19 protein-coding genes are annotated in these 19,426 nt (G+C 69.1%); 10 read left to right on the top strand and 9 right to left on the bottom strand.

What is annotated here, in order from left to right:
• Window positions 1-59: 59 nt before the first annotated feature.
• A complete protein-coding gene (locus tag ABD255_RS15700) occupies window positions 60-1,847 on the top strand; it encodes a sigma-54-dependent Fis family transcriptional regulator (protein WP_344214379.1) in 1,788 nt (595 codons plus the stop codon).
• 43 nt (window positions 1,848-1,890) lie between these two features.
• Complete coding sequence (locus ABD255_RS15695) at window positions 1,891-2,796, top strand: aminoglycoside phosphotransferase family protein (RefSeq protein WP_344214377.1); 906 nt, start codon at window positions 1,891-1,893, stop codon at window positions 2,794-2,796.
• A 25-nt stretch (window positions 2,797-2,821) separates the two neighbouring features.
• On the opposite strand, the gene ABD255_RS15690 is transcribed toward ABD255_RS15695, so the two are convergent.
• A complete protein-coding gene (locus ABD255_RS15690; RefSeq protein ID WP_344214375.1) occupies window positions 2,822-4,111 on the bottom strand; it encodes an aspartate aminotransferase family protein in 1,290 nt (429 codons plus the stop codon).
• 67 nt (window positions 4,112-4,178) lie between these two features.
• Between ABD255_RS15690 and ABD255_RS15685 the strand changes: the two genes are divergently transcribed.
• From ABD255_RS15685 to dhaK, 6 genes are all read left to right on the top strand, one after another.
• A complete protein-coding gene (locus ABD255_RS15685; protein ID WP_344214734.1) occupies window positions 4,179-5,270 on the top strand; it encodes an SLOG cluster 4 domain-containing protein in 1,092 nt (363 codons plus the stop codon).
• Between the two features lie 105 nt (window positions 5,271-5,375).
• A complete protein-coding gene (locus ABD255_RS15680) occupies window positions 5,376-7,184 on the top strand; it encodes a hybrid sensor histidine kinase/response regulator (RefSeq protein ID WP_344214374.1) in 1,809 nt (602 codons plus the stop codon).
• 120 nt (window positions 7,185-7,304) lie between these two features.
• Complete coding sequence (locus tag ABD255_RS15675; protein ID WP_344214373.1) at window positions 7,305-8,165, top strand: class II fructose-bisphosphate aldolase; 861 nt, start codon at window positions 7,305-7,307, stop codon at window positions 8,163-8,165.
• A complete protein-coding gene (locus ABD255_RS15670) occupies window positions 8,162-8,980 on the top strand; it encodes an HAD-IA family hydrolase (RefSeq protein ID WP_344214372.1) in 819 nt (272 codons plus the stop codon). The genes ABD255_RS15675 and ABD255_RS15670 overlap by 4 nt, the downstream gene beginning before the upstream one ends.
• Entirely contained in the window at window positions 8,977-9,624 is a 648-nt protein-coding gene (dhaL, locus tag ABD255_RS15665) for a dihydroxyacetone kinase subunit DhaL (RefSeq protein WP_344214371.1), read from the top strand. The genes ABD255_RS15670 and dhaL overlap by 4 nt, the downstream gene beginning before the upstream one ends.
• Window positions 9,621-10,616: a dihydroxyacetone kinase subunit DhaK gene (dhaK, locus tag ABD255_RS15660; RefSeq protein WP_344214369.1), complete on the top strand. Its 996-nt coding sequence runs from the start codon at window positions 9,621-9,623 to the stop codon at window positions 10,614-10,616. The genes dhaL and dhaK overlap by 4 nt, the downstream gene beginning before the upstream one ends.
• Before the next feature lie 5 nt (window positions 10,617-10,621).
• Here dhaK and ABD255_RS15655 read toward each other — a convergent pair whose 3' ends face one another.
• Together ABD255_RS15655 and rlmN are read right to left on the bottom strand one after the other, a co-directional pair.
• The gene (locus tag ABD255_RS15655; protein ID WP_344214367.1) at window positions 10,622-10,855 is read right to left on the bottom strand and encodes a DivIVA domain-containing protein; all 234 of its coding nucleotides are present in this window, start codon (window positions 10,853-10,855) and stop codon (window positions 10,622-10,624) included.
• Entirely contained in the window at window positions 10,855-11,976 is a 1,122-nt protein-coding gene (rlmN, locus tag ABD255_RS15650; RefSeq protein WP_344214365.1) for a dual-specificity RNA methyltransferase RlmN, read from the bottom strand. The genes ABD255_RS15655 and rlmN overlap by 1 nt, the downstream gene beginning before the upstream one ends.
• Before the next feature lie 117 nt (window positions 11,977-12,093).
• Here rlmN and ABD255_RS15645 point away from each other — a divergent pair, with 117 nt between their 5' ends.
• Window positions 12,094-13,128 carry an LLM class flavin-dependent oxidoreductase gene (locus ABD255_RS15645; RefSeq protein ID WP_344214363.1) on the top strand — a complete coding sequence of 345 codons (1,035 nt, stop codon included), beginning with the start codon at window positions 12,094-12,096 and terminating at the stop codon, window positions 13,126-13,128.
• Here ABD255_RS15645 and ABD255_RS15640 read toward each other — a convergent pair.
• The 6 genes from ABD255_RS15640 to rpsB form a co-directional block, all read right to left on the bottom strand.
• Window positions 13,118-13,726: a GNAT family N-acetyltransferase gene (locus ABD255_RS15640; protein ID WP_344214361.1), complete on the bottom strand. Its 609-nt coding sequence runs from the start codon at window positions 13,724-13,726 to the stop codon at window positions 13,118-13,120. The two genes, ABD255_RS15645 and ABD255_RS15640, sit on opposite strands and share 11 nt — an antisense overlap.
• Before the next feature lie 32 nt (window positions 13,727-13,758).
• Complete coding sequence (locus ABD255_RS15635; RefSeq protein ID WP_344214359.1) at window positions 13,759-14,592, bottom strand: phosphatidate cytidylyltransferase; 834 nt, start codon at window positions 14,590-14,592, stop codon at window positions 13,759-13,761.
• Window positions 14,592-15,146, bottom strand: a complete 555-nt coding sequence (gene frr, locus ABD255_RS15630; RefSeq protein WP_425554432.1) for a ribosome recycling factor — start codon at window positions 15,144-15,146, stop codon at window positions 14,592-14,594. The genes ABD255_RS15635 and frr overlap by 1 nt, the downstream gene beginning before the upstream one ends.
• A gap of 118 nt (window positions 15,147-15,264) precedes the next feature.
• Window positions 15,265-16,026: a UMP kinase gene (gene pyrH / locus ABD255_RS15625; RefSeq protein WP_344214355.1), complete on the bottom strand. Its 762-nt coding sequence runs from the start codon at window positions 16,024-16,026 to the stop codon at window positions 15,265-15,267.
• 50 nt (window positions 16,027-16,076) lie between these two features.
• Window positions 16,077-16,895 (bottom strand): translation elongation factor Ts, encoded by an 819-nt coding sequence (gene tsf / locus ABD255_RS15620; protein ID WP_344214353.1) that lies wholly within the window; start codon window positions 16,893-16,895, stop codon window positions 16,077-16,079.
• A 260-nt stretch (window positions 16,896-17,155) separates the two neighbouring features.
• Entirely contained in the window at window positions 17,156-18,154 is a 999-nt protein-coding gene (gene rpsB, locus ABD255_RS15615) for a 30S ribosomal protein S2 (RefSeq protein ID WP_344214352.1), read from the bottom strand.
• A 325-nt stretch (window positions 18,155-18,479) separates the two neighbouring features.
• On the opposite strand from rpsB, the gene ABD255_RS15610 reads away from it, so the two are divergent.
• Window positions 18,480-19,426 (top strand): M23 family metallopeptidase (locus tag ABD255_RS15610; protein WP_344214350.1); only part of this gene is annotated, 947 nt, incomplete at its 3' end.

Below are 19,426 nucleotides of genomic sequence, written 5' to 3'. Positions count from 1 at the left end.
CAATCTGAGACACAGTGGGAGGGCCCGTGCACCTACATTTGAGGGCAAGGGAGGCGTCTGTGGACCGAGCTCACTGGATCGAAGCGCCGAGGCCGGGCAAGCTGCTGCAGCTGGCCCGGGACACGTTCCTGTCGTCCGGCGACCTGGACTCGCACGTGGTGCGGGAGCCGATCCAGGCGTCGTGGCTGCGGTCCTCACAGCTCCGGGTCGACACCGACACCCTCGATCCCAGCTTTCTCGGCCTCGAAGGACCCAGCGCGCTCGCGCTGACCGCCGCCCCCGTGTTGAGCGCTCTCGCGGAGGAGCTGGCCAACGAATCCGTCAGCATCATCCTCACCGACCAGCACGGGCTGGTGCTGCAGCGGACCTGCCCGGACCCGTCACTGGTCAGGCAGCTCGACAAGGCCTACCTCTCCCCCGGTTTCAGCTACGCGGAGGAGCAGGTCGGCACCAATGGCATCGGGACCGCCCTGGAGGCTGGAGTCCCGACGATGGTCACCGGGAGCGAGCACTTCAGCGGCTCGCTCGGCGGATTCGCCTGCGCCGGCGCTCCGATCCATCACCCGGTGACTGGGGCTCTGCTCGGAGTACTGGATCTGACCTCGTCCGTGACGCACTCGAACGCGTTGCTGATGTTCTGTGCGCGGTCCACGGCGCAGAAGATCGAGCAGCAGTTGCTGGCCCGGTCCGGAGCGCGGGAGCTGGCGTTGTTCCGCGACTACCTGGCCGCGTGTCAGCACCCGGGAAGTGGTGTGATGGCGCTCAGCCCGGACCTGGTGATGATGAACAGCCAGGCCCAGCAGCGCTTCGACCGTGCGGACCAGGCTGCCTTGCTGGCCCGGTCGGCAGACGCGGCGGGAGCCGCGGACCCGGTGACGCTCGTTGCGGATCTCCCGAGCGGCCTGGTGGCTCGGATGGACTACCGGCCGGCCTTTGCCGGACCGGAGCTGGCCGGCGGCGTAGTGCGTATTCAGGTGCAGTCGGGGCTCGACTCGTCCACCGGCGCGCCGCATGCCGCAGTACCGGTGATGCCGGGGTTGGCTGGAACCAGTGCGACGTGGCAGCGGGTGTGCCAGGCGGTGGACACCAGCCGGCGCGCGGGTTCGTGGGTAGTGCTGGAGGGTGAGGCAGGGGTCGGCAAGATCGCCTTGCTGCGCTCGGTGAACCAGTTGCGCAACGGCAGTGGCCACTTCCGAGTCATGGACGCGTCGGAGTGCGGCCCCGCCTGGCTGGACACGGTCGCGGACGAATTGGCCGCGGGTGCCGGCTCGCTGGTCATCCGGCGTGCCCACCTGCTCGACAGCGACACCGTCAGCGGGCTGTCCGAGCTACTCCTCGAGTACGCCGATGGCCGGCGCGGGGTCTGGGTGGCCTTGACGATGCGGAGTGAGCCGCGCAACCCGGAGGTGGACGCGCAACTGCTTCCGCACTTCTCGCACACCGTGGAAGTGCCGCCGCTGCGCCACCACCTCGAAGACATGCACAAGCTGGTCCCCCACCTGCTGGGCCGGCTGAACCGCGGGAACAACCTGGGCATCTCCCCCAGTGCGTTGGCCCAACTGATGCGACTCCCCTGGCTCGGCAACGTCGAGCAACTCCGCCGCGTTCTGCTCCGGGTCGCCCAGCAACGCCGCTCCGGCACCATCGAACTGGACGACCTCCCCGGCGAGTGCCGAGCCACCAGCCGCCGCCGGCTCACCCAACTGGAGTCCCTGGAACGCGACGCGGTGGTGAAGGCCCTCGTCATCCACCGCGGCAACAAGGACAAGGCCGCCAGCGACCTCGGCATGTCCCGCGCCACCATCTACCGCAAGATCCGCGACTACGGCATCGTCCTGACGATCTGAAAAGGGTTTGCGAGCGGACCTCTCCGGCTCGGAGACTGCCGGAATGGTTCAGGACGATGGTCGCGCGGGAATCGACGCAGCGCTGGTGAAGCGGCTGGTCAAGGCGCAGTTCCCGCAGTGGAGCGATCTGCCGGTCTCGCCGGTCAAGATCGACGGGTGGGACAACCGCACGTACCGGCTCGGCGACTCGCTGACGGCCCGGCTGCCGACGGCGGCTGCCTACGCGCCGGCTGTCGACAAGGAAGACGAGTGGCTCCCGCTGCTCGCTCCGCACCTACCGGTCGCTGTGCCTGAGCCCGTGGGCAAGGGTGTTCCAGGTGAGGGATATGCCTTCAACTGGTCGGTTCGGCGGTGGTTGGACGGCGAGACAGCCGACGTTGATCGCATCCCGGACCTGACTGGGTTCGCGGTGTCGGTGGCGGAGTTCATCCGGGCGCTGCAGCGGTGTGATCCGGTCGGCGGGCCGGTGGCTGCCGCGCACAGCTTCTACCGGGGTGCGCCGCCTGTTCACTACGACGACGAGACCCGCCGCGCGCTCACCGCGCTCGAGGGGCACGTGGACACCGAGGCGGCCGCCGTGGTGTGGGACGCCGCCTTGTCGTCGACCTGGGACGGACCGATGACGTGGTTCCACGGTGACATCGCGCAGGGGAATCTGCTCGTCGACAAGACCGGGCACCTGACGGCGGTGATCGACTTCGGCACGTCCGGGGTGGGTGATCCGGCTTGTGATCTGGTGATCGCGTGGACGATGTTCAGCGGGGCCAGCCGGGACGCGTTCCGCAGTACGGTCGATCAGGACGCCGGCACCTGGGCGCGGGCCCGCGGCTGGGCGCTCTGGAAGGCCTTGATCGTGCTGGCCGGTGTCATCGACACCGACGCCGGGAACGCCGCGATGAACCGTCGCGTGATCGACGAGGTTCTCGCCGACCACGCGACGGCCGGTTAGCTCAGCGCAGCGGTTTCCGGTTGGTTCAGCGCAGCGAGTTGAAGGAGTCGCGGAGGATCTCGATCGCCTCGGTGGTCTCCTCCTCGGTCAGCGTCATCGGCGGAGCCATCCGCAGCACGTTGCCGTAGAGGCCGCCCTTGCCGACCAGCAGGCCGCGGTTCTTGGTCTCCTGCTGCAGCGTGGCGGTGGTCTTCGCGTCGGGCTTGTCGTTCTCCGGGTCGACGATCTCGGCGGCGAGCATCAGGCCCTTGCCCCGGACGTCGCCGATCTCGGGGAACTCCTCGGAGATCCCGCGCAGGCCGTCCATCAACTGCGCGCCGCGCTTGGCCGCGTTGGCCTGCAAATCGTTGTCGACCAGGTACTCGATCGTCGCCTTGGCCGCGCTGGTCGAGATCGGGTTGCCGCCGAACGTCGACAGCGAGTTCGCGCTCAGGCTGTCCATCAGCTCGGGCCGGGCGACCACGCCGCCGATGGCGAACCCGTTGCCGAGACCCTTCGCGAACGTCATCGCGTCCGGTACGACGTCGTGCGCCTGGATCCCCCAGAAGTGCTCGCCGGTGCGTCCCCAGCCGGTCTGGACCTCGTCGGAGATCAGCAGGATGCCGAACTCGTCGAGCACCTCCTTGAACGCGGCGTACAGGCCGTCGGGTGGGGAGGAGAACCCGCCGACGCCCTGGATCGGCTCGACGATCAGGCAGGCGACGTCACCCGCCGTACCGGTCTCGATGACGTTGCGGAGGTCGTCCACGCAGACCTTGATGTACTCGGCGTCCGGCAGGTCCTTGAACGGGCTGCGGTAGCGGTACGCGCCCTGGACGTACTGCACGTTCACCGGCGACAGGCTGCTCGCGGACCAGCCGCGGTTGCCGGTGATCGCGACGGTGCCGAAGCCGCGGCCGTGGTACGAGTTGCGCATCGCCAGGACCTGGTTCGAGCGGCGCTTCTGGGTGGCGAACAGCAGGGCCGCCTCGTTCGCCTCGGTGCCGGAGTTGGTGAAGAAGACCTTGGCGTCCGGGATGCCGGACAGCTCGGCGATCTTCTCGGCCAGCTCGATCTGGCGCCGGATCAGGTAGACGGTGGAGGTGTGCGCGATGCCGCTGCCGAGTTGCTCGCGGACGGCATCGGAGATCTCGGCGATGTCGTAGCCGATCGCGTTGGTCAGGATGCCGGCGAAGAAATCGATGTACTCCTTGCCCTCACCGTCGGTGACCCGGCGACCGGATCCCTTGACGATCTCGATCGGCTCCTCGTAGTACAACGCGAGCCAGTCCGGCATGACGGCCTTGTGACGCTCCCACAGCTCCGCATGTGTCATGTCTTAGCAATACCTCATCAGGTCCGGCCGGTGATAGTGGGCGCCTCTTAAGATGCTCTCCGTGACCATGCCGAGCATTCCGCACGTCGACATCGAGTCCCTGGACCACTTCGATCAGGTGATCGCCGCCGGAGCGACCTCGATGGCAGGCTGGCGGGTCCAGTCGGTGGACCTCAGCGGCCGTACGTCGGTGTTGCTCCACCTGTCCCCGATGGGCTCGCTGTTCCTCGGTTGCCCGCTGGAAGAGACCGCGGCGGTCTGGATCCGCGACGGTGGCGGCTTGATCTTCCCAGCGATCCCGGCGCTGCCCTTCGATCCCTACCGGGGCACCCTGTACGCCGCCGAGGAGCTCTATGCGGGCCTGTCAGGCGGCTACGAGGCGACTCCAGACGCGCAGATCTACGCGTGGTCCCGGCAGCACGACGAGAAGGGCGACACCAGCCGCACCCTGGCAGCCGCACTGCACGACCACTCGATCGCGGACGCTCTGCACGAACTCCCCGAGGGTAAGCCGTGGATCGGGGTGATGGGTGGACACGGGATCGCCCGCGCCTCGCCGACGTACAAGTCCGCCGTCCTGCTCGGCCGCACCCTCGCTCGCATCGGTCTGACCGTCGCCACTGGCGGTGGCCCGGGCGCGATGGAGGCCGCGAACCTCGGCTCCAGCCTGGCGTCGTACGACGATGCCGCGGTCGAGGCCGCTCTCACCGCTCTGGCCGCGGTGCCCTCGTTCCGCCCGTCGATCGCGTCGTGGGCCATGGCAGGGCTGGCCGTACGCCGGGACTTCCCGGGCGAAGGTGGCGTCTCCATCCCGACCTGGTTCTACGGACATGAGCCGCCGAACGTGTTCGCGACCTCGATCGCGAAGTACTTCTCCAACGCCCTCCGCGAGGATGTCCTCCTCAGCCGCGCCCGCGGCGGCATCATCTACCTCCCCGGAGCCGCCGGCACCGTCCAGGAGATCTTCCAGGCCGTCACCCCGAACTTCTACGGCGACCCAGCCACTCAGATCCCGATGATCCTGGTGGACGTCGAGCACTGGACGTCTCGCCTCCCGGTCTGGCCGCTGCTCCAGAGCCTCGCCAACGACCGCCCGATGGCCGCCTCACTCCACCTGGTCGACACCATCGAGGAAGCCGCCAAGCTGGTCACCCGCTGACTCGTCGTCTGCTCACGAAACTGCTGACCTCAGCGGCCTGTGCTACACAGGAATCCACGCGATCACAGGATTCTGGCTCGGCGCGTCCGGGAGGGAGGCTAGGCGGTGACTGTCCACGACGGGGCTGTCCGGTCCGGTTCGACGCTGGCCGCTCGGGTCGAGGCGTTGAACGCGGTCGCCGAGGATCTCGCCGGCGAACTGCTGCTGCAACCGTTGCTGGAGCGGATCCTGCGCCGCTGCACCGAACTGATGGGCTGTTCCGCCGGCTCGATCTCGAGCGTCGACGAGGCGGCAGGCACCTACCGCAAACAGGCCGACATCGGCATCCGGTGTCAGTCGGGCCAGGTGTTCCCGCTCGGCGAGGGGATGACCGGCGAGGTCGTCCGCCGGCGCGGCCCGGTCTGGTTCGACCGGTACGACGACGTCGCCGGCGGCCACATCAGCGACGAGGACCGGGCGACTCTCAAAGGGGTGATCGGGGTGCCGCTGGAGTGGCGCGGCCGGATCATCGGCGCCTGCGTCGTGTTCTCCCGGGACGAGTCCCGCAGGTTCGACCGGGCCGACGCCGATCTGCTGCGGATGTTTGCCAAGCACGCGACGGTGGCCCTGGTGAACGCCAACTCGTACGAGGCAGCGGAGGAGCGAGCCCGGCTCCATGCCGCCGCGGCCGAGCGGGAGCGGCTCCTCGACGAGGTGCACGACCTCCTCGCCCAGGGGCTCGACGAGATGCTCTCCGGGCTGGAGACCGCGGAGCGGCTGGCGCCCGCTGACGGCGAACTCGCAGATCACCTCCGCCAGGCTCAGACGTCGGCCAGGGACACGGTCGCCTCGATCCGTCGGGCACTCCTCGGCGCTGGTGTCTCGCCCCTGGAGGGCCACAGCCTCGAGGACGTACTGCGGTCCGAGCTCGGCTGGGCGGCGCGAGCCAGGGGGCTCGACGCTCGCCTCGTGGTGGCCGGGACGCCGGTGTCGCTCGACCAGGCACTCGCGGAGCAGGTTCTGCGCATCGCGCAGGAGGCGATCACGAACATCGTGCAGCACTCGCGGGCGAAAACCGTCAGGGTCGGCCTCGTCCACGAGTCGGCGTCGCTCTCCCTGCTGGTCCAGGACGACGGGCAGGGCTTCGCCGCGGGGCAAGGTCTCCATGAACCCGACGAGCACAGGACCGGCCTCGGGCTGCGCCGCATGAGCGAACTGGCTCACGCGGTCGGCGGATCGCTCTCCTTGGATTCAATGCCAGGCTGGGGCACCAGCATCCGCGCCTGGTTCCCGTACCAGCGCACGGTCGCGGCGGACGATTCACGAGTAGACGTGCTGGTGGTCGCCGAGCAGCCGATACTGCGGGCCGGGCTGTCCCGCCTGCTCGCCTGGTCCGAACCGGCCCTCTCGGTGGTAGGCGAGGCCGCCACGATCACCGAGGCGATGGACTCGACGGCGGCGCTGCGACCCGCGGTGGCGATCGTCGCGACCGACCTCACCGACGGCGCGAGGGAGTTGATCCGCGCGCTGGCCCAGTCCGAGCCCGCGCCCGCGGTGATCGCGGTCTGCCCACCCGGTGACCACCAGGCGGTGGTCGACCTGCTCCTGGCGGGTGCCCACGGATGCGTCGAAGCCTCGGCGGACGGTGCTGCGCTCGCCCGGGCGGTGGCCGCGGCCGCACGGGGTGAGTCGATCGTGCCGCGCGGTGAGGTCTGGGAGGGCCGGCTCGCGAGCGACCCCAACACGGAGGGGCTGACCGCACGCGAGCGGGAGGTCCGCGCGCTCGTGCAGCAGGGGCTTCCGGACCGGGCGATCGCCGAGCGCCTGGTGATCGCCGTGAAGACCGTCGAGAAACACGTCGGCGCGGTGTTGCGCAAGACCGGAGTACGGAGCCGCTCGGAGTTGATCGCGGCCTCCCACGGCCATCTGGGCTGACGATCCCGCGCGGTAGGGAGATCCCCCACAACAGACGGGTGATTTCCCGAATGTCACCCGGCGGTCGGTTCTCCTAGCGTTACCCCTGCAGCAGACCTTGGCGCGCTGGAGGTGTCCGGCATGGCTGTCGTACCGCTGAAGGAGATCGTCGATCGGGCACTGGCCGACCGCTACGGGGTGCCGGCGATCAACATCGTCAACGACCTGACCCTCGAGGCCGTGCTCGCGGCGGCGGTCGAGCAGCGCTCACCGATGATCGTCCAGACATCGGTCAAGACCGTCCGGTCGGTCGGCGCGGACGTGCTGATGGCGATGTGGCGCGGCATGACCGCGGGCATCGAGGTGCCGGTGGCGCTGCATCTGGATCACTGCCCGGACCGCTCGGTGATCACCGACTGCCTGGCCAAGGGCTGGAACTCGGTCCTGTTCGACGCCTCCGCGCTGCCGGTCGAGGAGAACCAGCGGCAGACCATCGAGGTGGTCCGCGAGGCCCACGCCGTCGGCGCCCACGTCGAGGGCGAGATCGAGTCGATCACCGGCGTCGAGGACGACCACGGTTCCGACGAGGAGTCGAAGCGGCAGACGCTCGAGGTGTCGCTGACCTTCATCGAGGCGACGGGGGTCGACGTCTTCGCGCCCTCGATCGGCAACGCGCACGGCATCTACTCGAGCGCGCCGGAACTGGACGGCCAGCGGGTCACCGACCTGGTCGAGGCCGCCGGCATCCCGATCGCCTTGCACGGCGGCAGCGGGATGACGGACGCGCAGTTCCAGGACCTGATCGCGCGCGGCTGCGCGAAGGTGAACATCTCCACCGCCCTGAAGATCCAGTACATGAAGGCGAATCTCGAGTACCTGCGCGACGCCGAGGCGCGTGACGCGTGGGACCCACCGTCGCTGTTCAGCCACGTCCGCCACACCGTGATCGACCTCGTCACCGGTCTCACCGACCGCTTCGGCAGCACCGGAAAGGCCTGGTGAGCACGGTGTCCGATGCCGGGGACCGGTTCGCCGTCGTCTTCGACGTCGACGGCACGCTCGCCGACACCGAACGCTTCGGCCACCTCCCGGCGTTCAACCAGACCTTCGCCGAGTTCGGGCTCCCGGTGCGATGGACCGAGGAGGAGTACGGCGAGAAACTCCGCATCGGTGGCGGCAAAGAGCGGATGGCCAGCCTGCTGACCCCGTCGTTCGTCGCCGAGGCCGGACTGCCACCCGATCCCGACGGCCAGGCGCAGGCCGTTGCCCAGTGGCACAAGCGGAAGACCGAGATCTACACCGCGATGGTCGCCGCCGGTGCGCTGCCGGCCCGGCCCGGGATCAGCCGGATCGTCGAGGAGGCGTACGCCGCCGGCTGGGTCCTCGCGATCGCGTCGACGTCGGCCGAGCCGTCGGTCCGCGCGGTCCTGGATCACGTCGTCGGCACCGCACGGGCCCGTGACTTCACCGTCCTGGCCGGCGACATCGTGCCGCGCAAGAAGCCGTCGCCGGACATCTACCTCCTGGCGCTGGAACGCCTGGGGATACCCGCCGACCGGGTGGTCGCGGTCGAGGACTCGCGGCCCGGACTCACCGCCGCCCTCGACGCGGGACTCACCTGCGTCGTGACCGTCAACGGCTACACCGAGCACGAGGACTTCTCCGGCGCGGCATTCGTCGTCGACTCGCTGGGCGACCCGGGCGCCGAGCCGATCGCAGTACTGGCCAATCACAGCCCGGCCACACCCCGCGCCTACATCACCCTTGCCGACCTGGCGGCGACGCTGCCTGCGACTGAACGGAGGCAGCAACCGTGACCGACCCGGTGACGAAATCGCCGGTCGAGCGGGTGGTCCACACGATCGCCCGGACGGCCGTGGAGAACGAGAAGTATTTCGGCGATCTCGACGCGGTCGTCGGCGACGGCGACTTCGGGTACTCGCTGGCCCGTGGCTTCGAGATCGTGCTGAACGACTGGGACAGCTTCGACCGCACCGACATCTCCACCTTCCTCAAGAAGATCGCCGTCGTCGTCACCAGCCGCATCGGTGGCACCTCGGGACCGATCTGGGGTACGGCGTTCCTGCGCGCCGCCGCGGTCACGGCCGGGAAGTCCGAGGTGGACGGACCGACCGCGGTGGCGATGCTCCGCTCCGCGGCCGAGGGGATCATGGCCCGCGGCGGCGCGAGCCTCGGCGAGAAGACGCTGCTGGACTCGCTCGTTCCCGCCACCGACGAGGTCGAACGCCAGGTGGCCCAAGGGCACGACGCGCTCACGACCCTGCAGGCCGCCGCGGCCGTCGCCAGGGCCACCGCGGACGACACCGCGAAGCTCCAGGCACGCCGCGGGCGGGCCGCCTACACCGGCGAACGCAGCATCGGCAGCGTCGATGCCGGCGCGACCGCGGTCGCCGTCCTGTTCGAAGCATTGGTGCACGAGTGGCAAGGAGACCCAGCATGAAGAAGTTCGTGAACGCTCCCAAGGATTTCGTGCCGGAGATGCTCAAGGGCCTCGCCCTCGCGAACCCGGACACGCTCAAGTACGTCCCGGAGTACAACCTGATCATGCGCACGGACGCGCCGAACCCGGACAAGGTCTCCGTCATGCAGGGATCCGGCTCCGGCCACGAGCCGGCCCACGTGATGATCGTCGGCAAGGGCATGCTGGACGCCGCCTGCCCGGGTGACGTGTTCTCGGCGCCGCCGATGGACTACGTGCTGGAGACGAGCAAGCTGCTCGCGTCGCCGAAAGGCGTGCTGCACATCGTCAACAACTACACCGGCGACCGGATGGGCTTCGACATGGGCCGGGAGATGGCCGAGGCCGACGGGGTGACGATCAAGACCCTGATCGTCGATGACGACGTCGCGGTGTCCGACTCGACCTACACCGTCGGGCGCCGCGGCGTGGCCGGCAACTTCTTCGTCATCAAGGCGGTCGGCGCCGCGTCGGAGGCGGGCGCCGAACTGGACGAACTGGTCCGGATCGGCGAGAAGGTGAACTCGGTGACGCGCACCATGGGCATGGCCCTCACGTCCTGTACTCCGCCGGCGAAGGGAAGCCCGCTGTTCGACCTCGGTGCGGACGAGATGGAGATCGGCGTCGGCATCCACGGCGAGCCCGGCCGCCGCCGGGAGAAGCTCGCCGACGCGAACACCATCATCGACGAACTGACCGAAGCCGTCGTCACCGATCTGCCGTACGAGCGGGGCGACAACGTCGCGCTGATGATCAACGGCCTCGGTGGTACGCCGATCAGCGAGCTCTACCTCGCCTACGGTCGGGCCCACGAGCAACTGGCGGGCAGGGGCATCACCGTCGGTCGCAGCTATGTCGGCGAGTACTGCACCTCACTCGACATGGCCGGTGCCTCGGTCACGCTGGTGCGGCTGGATGACGAGATCACATCGTTGCTCGCGGCGCCGGCCGAGGTCGCCGTACGGATCTTCTAGCGCGCCTAGCGCCTGAGAAGCCCTTCCGCCTGGTCGAGGAAATTGTCGACCTCTTCCATGTCGTAGCCCTCGGCGAGGCGGACGCTCCTGAACTGCACCTGGCGGATGTCGTCGGCGGTCACCGGGCGGTCGACGGGCCGGCCTTCTGCGGTGGCCATCAGGCGCTCGACGAACGCGTCGACCTGCTCCATGTCGTAGCCACCGCGCCAGCGGACGCGGGTGAACAGCGGCTCGGCCATCAGTCGCGGTTCGCGGCGGCCAACTGGCCGCAGGCGCCGTCGATCTCCTGGCCGCGGGTGTCGCGGACCGTGGTGGGGATGCCACCGGCCTGCAGGCGGCGGACGAACTCGCGTTCGTCGGCCGGGTCGGAGGCGGTCCACTTGGAGCCGGGGGTCGGGTTCAGCGGGATCAGGTTGACGTGCACCCAGCCCCAGTCGCCGCGGGCGGCGAGCTTCTCCGCGAGCAGGTCGGCGCGCCAGGCGTGGTCGTTGATGTCGCGGATCATCGCGTACTCGATCGAGACGCGGCGCTTGGTCTTCTGCGCGTAACCCCAGGCGGCGTCGAGTACTTCGTCGACCTTCCACCGGTTGTTGATCGGGACCAGTTCGTCGCGCAGTTCGTCGTCGGGCGCGTGCAGGGACAGCGCCAGCGTCACCGGGATGCCCTCGGTCGCGAGCTGGTTGATCCGTGGCACCAGACCGACGGTCGACACGGTCACGCCGCGGGCCGAGATCCCGAGTCCTTCCGGCGACGGGTCGGTGAACCGCCGGACCGCGCCGATCACGGCCTTGTAGTTGGCCATCGGCTCGCCCATGCCCATGAAGACGATGTTGTTCACCCGGCCGGGCCCGCCGGCGATCTCGCCCCGGGCCAGCGCCCGAGCGCCGTCCACAACCTGCTCGACGATCTCGGCGGTGCTCATGTTCCGGGTCAACCCGGCCTGGCCGGTCGCGCAGAACGGGCAGGCCATACCGCAGCCGGCCTGGCTCGAGACACACATGGTCGTACGGTCGGTGTAGCGCATCAGCACTGACTCGACCAGCGAGCCGTCGAGCAGCTTCCACAGCGACTTGCGGGTGGTCCCGTTGTCGCACTCCATGTCACGGACCTTGGTGAGCAGCGGCGGCATCAACTCGGCCACCAGCTTGTCCCGCGTCGCGGCGGGCAGGTCGGTCATGTCGGCGGGATTGTCGGTCAGCCTGCTGAAGTAGTGGTTCGACAGCTGCTTGGCCCGGAACGCGGGCTCACCGAGCGCCGTCACCGCGGTACGACGCTCCTCCCCACTGAGGTCGGCCAGGTGCCGCGGCGGCTTCTTGGCACGGCGCGGTTCATCGAAAACAAGCGGGAGGGAGGTAGTCATCGCCCTACATTGTCGCCCGCCCCCACCCCCATTCACAAATTCACATCAGTGACCCCGAACACCTCCGACGCCTGATCTGGGAATGGGTCTCTGTGGGTGGCCGTTGGACTTTGCATCATGGACACAGTTCGCGAGCCGTTGCTGACCGGTGTGCCTTTGTCGATCCTGGATCGCTCTCGAACCCGTTCCGGCGAGACGGAGGCCGAGACTCTGAGGGGTACGGTCAGGCTCGCTCAGCAGGTTGAGGAGCTCGGATATCGCCGGTTCTGGGTGTCTGAGCACCACAGCGTCCCCGGCGTCGTCGGTTCTGCGCCGACCGTGCTGGCTGCGGCTGTCGCGTCGGTGACCAGTCGCATCCGGGTCGGTACCGGCGGGGTGATGCTGCCGAACCACCAGCCGCTTGTGGTGGCGGAGCAGTTCGGAGTACTGGAGTCGCTGTTTCCTGGTCGGATCGACATGGGACTCGGTCGGTCGGTGGGCTTCACCAACGGCATCCGCCGGGCGCTGGGAGTCGAGAAGGACGCGGCGGAGGACTTCAGCTCACAGGTTCAGGAACTGCTCGGCTACTTCACTGGCGACCAGCAGAACCATCCGCAGGTCCACGCGCGCCCAGGCGAGGGCCTGCGCGTCCCGCCGTTCATCCTGGCGGTAGGGGAAGGCGCGGCGCTGGCAGCCTCCCTCGGCCTGCCCCTGGTGATCGCGGGGGTCAAGGGCGAGCAGGCACTCCTCAGCCTCCTCCAGCGGTATCGCGACACCTTCCAGCCGTCCGCCTGGGCCAGCCGCCCGTACGTCGTACTGGCGGCGACAGTGGCCGTGGCTGCCACCACAGAGGAGGCTCGGCGGCTCCTCCTGCCTGAGGCCTGGTCCAGCGCGTACTCACGCACCCGCGGGGTGTTCCCGCCGCTGCAGCCGCTCGACGAGGTGCTGCAGCTCGACATGACCGACAAGGAGCGCAACTTCTTCGAGCAGTCGCTCAGCGGGCAGATTTACGGCACCCCGGCCGAGGTGGATGCCGCACTCGGCGGGCTGGTGCAGCGGACGGGGGCGGACGAAGTACTGATCACCACCAACACGTACGACCGCGGCGATCTCCTCGAGTCGTATCGGCTGCTCGCTGAGGTGGCCGGGCTCCGGAGTCTCGCTAGCCGCTGATCCTCGCCTGCAGGCGCTTGCGGACGTCCGGCCACTCATCCGCGAGGATCGAGAAGACGACCGTGTCCCGGAACGAGCCGTCGGGCAGGCGTTTGTGCCTGCGCAGTACGCCCTCACGGGTGGCGCCGAGCTTGGCGATCGCCGCTTGGGAACGAGTGTTGGTGAGGCCTGTCTGGATCTTCACCCGGCCGAATCCGCAGTAGTCGAAGGCGTGCTGCAGCATCAGGAACTTGCAGGCCGGATTGACGACCGTGCCCCAGACGGCCGGCGCGTAGGCAGTCCAGCCGAGGTGGACCGACTCGTTGGCGAGGTCGACGTCGCCGAGACTCGACGTACCGACGACGGTGCCCTTGGCACCCAGCGCGCTGTCGGCCGCGAGGCGAACCACGTAGGCAACTCGCTGGGCCGATGAGGCGACCCACTGATCGCTCATCTGGTCGACGTCGGCGGGCAACCCAGCCGGGCCCCCGCCGAAGCCGCCGGCATAGACCTCCTCGTGGCCGATCGCGGCGTAGAGCGGATCGATGTCAGAGGCAACCAGCCGGTCGAGACGGACGACGTCACCGAGCAGGGAACGGCCGTCAGGAGCAATCGTCATACCGTCAGCCAACCCCCACCGGCGGGGCGAGGTCAAACGAGTAGATGCAGCAGCAACCAGACCGCGGGAGCCGTTGCCAGCAAGGAATCCAGCCGGTCCATCACGCCACCGTGACCCGGCAGCAGGTTCGACATGTCCTTGATGCCGAGATCGCGCTTGATCATCGACTCGGCCAGATCGCCCACCGTCGCGGTCAGTACCGCGACCGCGCCGACGATCGCGCCGACCCACCAGTGACCGTCGAGCAGCCACACCACGGACCCGATCCCGGCGCCGACACAGGCCAGCGTCGAGCCGGTGAACCCTTCCCAGGACTTCTTCGGGCTGATCGTCGGTGCCATCGGGTGCTTGCCGAAGAGCACACCGACCACATAGCCGCCGACGTCGCTGGCCACCACGACGAGGAAGAACGTCACCACCCGCTCGGGGCCGTCCGCCTCCGGCTGCACCAGCAGGATCGCGAACGCGGCCAGCATCGGCACGTACGCGATCAGGAACACGCTGGTGGTGGCGTCCCGGACGAATCCGATCGCACCGCGGGGCATCCGCCAGAAGATCGTCGCCAGCACCGAGAGGGCCAACGCGACCAGCAGGGCCAGCGGCCCCCCGAAGTACGCGGCGACGACCATCGCCGTCGTACCGGCGAACAGCGGGATCCGGAACAGCTTCGCGCCGCTGGTGTGGAAGACCCGCACCAGTTCGTCGACGGCCACCAGGACGGCGGCCAGCACGACGAAGATGAAGAGCACCTTCTGCCAGTAGAGCGAACCGACGATCACCGCACCGAGAGCGAGTCCGACCGCGATGGAGGCAGGCAGATTCCGCCCGGCCCGGCTCGGCACGGGCGTGCTCTGGTCGACGCCCATCACACCTCGAGCAGTTCGGCTTCCTTGTGCTTGAGCAGGTCGTCGATGGAGTCGACGTACTTCTTCGTCATCCCATCGAGCCGCTTCTCAGCACTCTTGCCCTCGTCCTCGCCCACGTCGCCGCCCTTGACGGTCTTGTCGACCTCGTCCTTGGCGTGCCGGCGGATGTTGCGCACCGAGACCTTGGCCTCCTCGGCCTTGGTCTTGGCGACCTTGATGTACTCCTTGCGCCGCTCCTCGGTGAGCTGCGGCATCACGACCCGGATCACCGAGCCGTCGTTGCCCGGGTTCACACCCAGGTCGGAGTCGCGGATCGCCTTCTCGATCGCCGCCATCGCGCCCTTGTCGTACGGCGAGATGAGCACCGTGCGGGGCTCCGGGACCTGAAAACCCGCCAGCTGCTGCAACGGCGTCGGGCTGCCGTAGTAGTCGGCGACGATGCCGGCGAACATCTGCGGGTGCGCCCGGCCGGTGCGGATCGCGGCGAAGTCGTCCTTGGCGACCTCCACGGCCTTCGCCATCTTCTGCTCGGCTTCGCGGAGTGCTTGGTCGATCACGACATTCCTCGCTTCCTCGGGGCCGCGTCAGTGCGGCCGCTCCAACCCTACGAACGCTGGTTTACCAGATAACGGACATCGGCCCGTGTGTTGGCCGCGATCTTAGTGCAACGGGCTACTGACCCGGTGAGACGACCGTACCGATCTTCTCGCCCCGGACGACGCGGGCGATGTTGCCCTCCTCGAGACCGAAGATGACGATCGGCAGCGCGTTGTCGCGGGCCAGGCTGATCGCGGTCGCGTCGGCGACCCGCAGCCCGCGGGCCAGGAAGTCGTCGTACGACAGCTGGTCGAACTTGACCGCGTCGGGATTCTTCTTCGGGTCGGAGTCGTAGACCCCGTCGACGCCCTGCTTGCCCATCAGCAGCGCCTCGGCGCCGATCTCCAGCGCGCGCTGGGCGGCGACGGTGTCGGTGGAAAAGTACGGCATGCCGGACCCGGCACCGAAGATCACCACCCGGCCCTTGGCCAGGTGCCGGTCCGCCTTGCGCGGGATGTAGGGCTCGGCGACCTGACCCATCGTGATCGCCGTCTGGACCCGGGTCTCGACGCCCAGCTTCTCCAGGAAGTCCTGCAGCGCCAGGCAGTTCATCACCGTGCCGAGCATGCCCATGTAGTCGGCGCGGTTGCGCTCCATCCCCAGTTGCTGCAGTTCGGCGCCGCGGAAGAAGTTGCCGCCGCCGACCACCACGGCGACCTGTACTCCGGCCCGGACCACCTCGGCGATCTGCTTGGCGATCGAGTTCACCACGTCGGGGTCGACGCCGAGCTTGCCGCCGCCGAACACCTCACCCGACAGCTTCAGCAGCACCCGGTGATAGGCCGGATCGAACGGCGAAGAGGCCGGATTCGTCTCGGTACCCAGGGTTTCCGTCACGACTCCGGCCTCCTCGTCGATTGTCTTGCCTAGCAGTGGTCGCTGAGCCGTCAGGCTCCGACCTCGAAGCGAGCGAACCGCTTGACGGTCACGCCGGCCTCGTCCAGCACGGCCTTCACGGTCTTCTTGCTCTCCTGGACCGACGCCTGCTCGAGCAGCACGACGTCCTTGAAGAAGCCGTTCACCCGGCCTTCGACGATCTTCGGCAGCGCCTGCTCCGGCTTGCCCTCCTCGCGGGCGGTCGCCTCGGCGATCCGCTTCTCGCTCTCGACCGTCTCGGCCGGGACCTCGTCGCGGGTGGTGTACAGCGGGCGCATCGCGGCGGCCTGCATGGCCGCGCCGCGGGCGGCGTCGATGTTGTCGCCCTCGAACTCGACCAGCACGCCCACCTGGGCCGGCAGGTCGGCGGCACGCTTGTGCATGTACGCGGCGACCTTGCCGTCGAAGACGGCGACCTTGCCGAGCTCGAGCTTCTCGCCGATCACCGCGGCCAAGGCCTCGATGTTCTCGGCGACGCTCTTGCCGTCGGCCAGCTTCTCGCCGAGCAGACCCTCGACGTCGCCGACCTTGCTGGCCGAGGCGTGCGCGACGATGTCGGCCGCGAGCTGCTGGAACTGCTCGTTCTTGGCGACGAAGTCGGTCTCGCAGTTCAGCTGGACCATCGCGTTCTCCGCCGCGGCCACCAGGCCGTTGGTGGCGGAGCGCTCGGCGCCACGCTTGGCGGCCTTGGCCGCGCCGTGGATGCGCAGCTCCTCGATCGCCTTGTCGAAGTCGCCGTCGGTGGTCTCGAGCGCCTTCTTCGCGTCCATCATGCCCGCGCCGGTGGCGTCGCGGAGCTTCTTCACGTCAGCGGCGGTGTAGTTCGCCATTCCTCGATCTCTCGTCTTGAGTGGTGCGTCAGCTGGTGGGTTGTCGCCGCCCGGGCCGGAGCCCGGCGACTGATCGCGTCCGGCGGTTGGGCCGGGGCTTGGTCGCTTCCGGCGGTCGGGCCGGGTCTTCGATCGCCGTCCGGCCGGGGCCGGGCTTTGCTCGCTGCCCGGCCGGGGGCCGGCGGTTGCTCGTCGCCGGGCGCCGCCGCCGGCCTCCGCAGTACGGGGGCCAGCTCCTGCGCCCGGCGGCTACAGACCGATCAGGCCTCGGTCTTCGGCGCCTCGGCGCCCTCGACCGGGGTGTCGTCGGCCTTCGCGATCGTCTCGGCGACCGCGGCGGACTCCGCCACCGGCGGCTGCTCGGCAACCGCGTCCGCCGCGGCGGCCGGAGCCTCAGCGGCAGGCGCTTCGGCAGCGGGCGCCTCGGCAGCCGGAGCCTCGGCGGCAGGCGCCTCAGCGGCCTTCGCCTCGGTGGTGGCGCCGTTCTGGCTCTCCAGCAGCTCGCGCTCCCAGGCAGCCAGCGGCTCCTCGGCACCCAGCTCCTCGCCGGCCGCGGCCGCACCCTGGCCACCGCGCGACATCAGACCGTCGGCGACGGCGTCGGCGACCACGCGGGTCAGCAGGCCGACCGAACGGATCGCGTCGTCGTTGCCCGGGATCGGGAAGTCGACCTCGTCCGGGTCGCAGTTGGTGTCCAGGATGCCGATGATCGGCAGCTTCAGCTTGCGCGCCTCGTCGACGGCGAGGTGCTCCTTCTTGGTGTCGACGATCCAGACGGCGGCCGGAACGCGGGCCATGTCACGGATACCGCCGAGGGTCTTGAGCAGCTTGTCGTGCTCGCGACGCTTCTGCAGCAGCTCCTTCTTGGTGACACCGGAGGCCGCGACGTCGTCGAAGTCCAGCAGCTCGAGCTCCTTGAGCCGCTGGAGCCGCTTGTTGACGGTCTGGAAGTTGGTGAGCATGCCGCCCAGCCAGCGCTGGTTCACGTAGGGCATGCCGACCCGGGTCGCCTGCTCGGCGATCGCTTCCTGGGCCTGCTTCTTGGTGCCGACGAACAGGATCGCGCCGCCGGAGGCGACGGTGCTCCGGACGAACTCGTAGGCGCGGTCGATGTACGACAGCGACTGCTGCAGGTCGATGATGTAGATGCCGTTGCGCTCGGTGAAGATGAATCGCTTCATCTTGGGGTTCCAGCGACGGGTCTGGTGCCCGAAGTGGACGCCGCTCTCGAGCAGCTGCTTCATGGTCACGACGGCCATGAGGTGTTCCTCCTGTCGCGCTCCGGCTCAGCCGGAGACGCCTGTCTCGGTTGTCCCGCGCCGGACCGGGACGGTCCGCCGCGCCTGACGCCCGCGCGCACCAATCCCGGGTGAACCCAGGACCGAGAGGTGCGCCCGCCGACCGCCATCAGGCTCGTCACCTGCTGTCAGCTTCCGGAATACGGGCGTGCGAAGTCGTCCCACTCACGTGAGACGCCACCGAAAGTCTACGGGAGACCAGCCGCGATACGCGAACCGGCCCCACTTGTCCACAGCCACCAACTTCCCGGCTGCGAAACCCCCGCTTCCCGGCACCTTCTCAGGCATGAACCCCCACCCCACACCCCACCGGCCACCCCACCGGCTCTTCCCCGCCGACTTTCCTCCCGCCAAGACGCTCCCACACGCCCTCACCGCCGCCACTTTCCTCACCATGGCGACCGCCACCTGGCTGTCCCCAACCCACCCAGCCTCCGCCACCGAGCTACAGGCCCACCCGGCCTCCACCACCGAGCTACAGGCACGCCCAGCCTCCACCACCGAGCTACAGGCACGCCCAGCCTCCACCACCGAGCTACAGGCACGCCCAGCCGCCACCACCGAGCTACAGGCCCGCCCGGCCTCCGTCACCGAACCCCCCGACGCCGTCTGGCCGCTGCACCCACGCCCCGAGGTCGTCCGCGGCTTCGACCTTCCCGCCAAACCTTGGCTCCCCGGCCACCGCGGCGTCGACCTGGCCGGCACCACCGGCCAACAGGTCCTCTCCGCCACCCCCGGCACCATCACGTACTCCGGCACGCTCGCCGGCCGCGGCGTCATCGTCGTCACCCACGGCCAACTCCGCACGACCTACGAGCCCGTGATCCCTCAACTCCCGGTCGGCACCCCAGTCGCCCCCGGCACCCCCATCGCCCACCTCTCAGCAGCCGGCACCCACTGCCCACCCCACCCCTGCCTCCACTGGGGCCTCCTCAAAGCAACCGAGTACCAAAACCCCCTGTCACTCCTCCCCGACCACCCCATCCGCCTGCTCCCCCACACCACGACCCCAGACCCCCCAACAGGACCCACCCCACCCTCCACCCGCCCAGCAGGTCCTCGGGCCATCCCCCTAGGAGCCCAGCCAACCGGTCCGGTACACGCGACACCCCAGCCAGCAGAACCTCCGACCATTCCCCCAGCAGCCCACCCAGCCAGCCCGCCACGAGCGGCACCCCAGCCGGCCCAGCCACCCCCGGCTCGACGGCCAGCGATCGTGACCCAGCAGCCTCC

Source organism: Kribbella sancticallisti (assembly GCF_039530625.1).
Lineage (GTDB): Bacteria > Actinomycetota > Actinomycetes > Propionibacteriales > Kribbellaceae > Kribbella > Kribbella sancticallisti.
The sequence above is the reverse complement of the archived record's forward strand: the minus strand, read 5'-3'. Positions and strand labels throughout refer to the sequence as shown.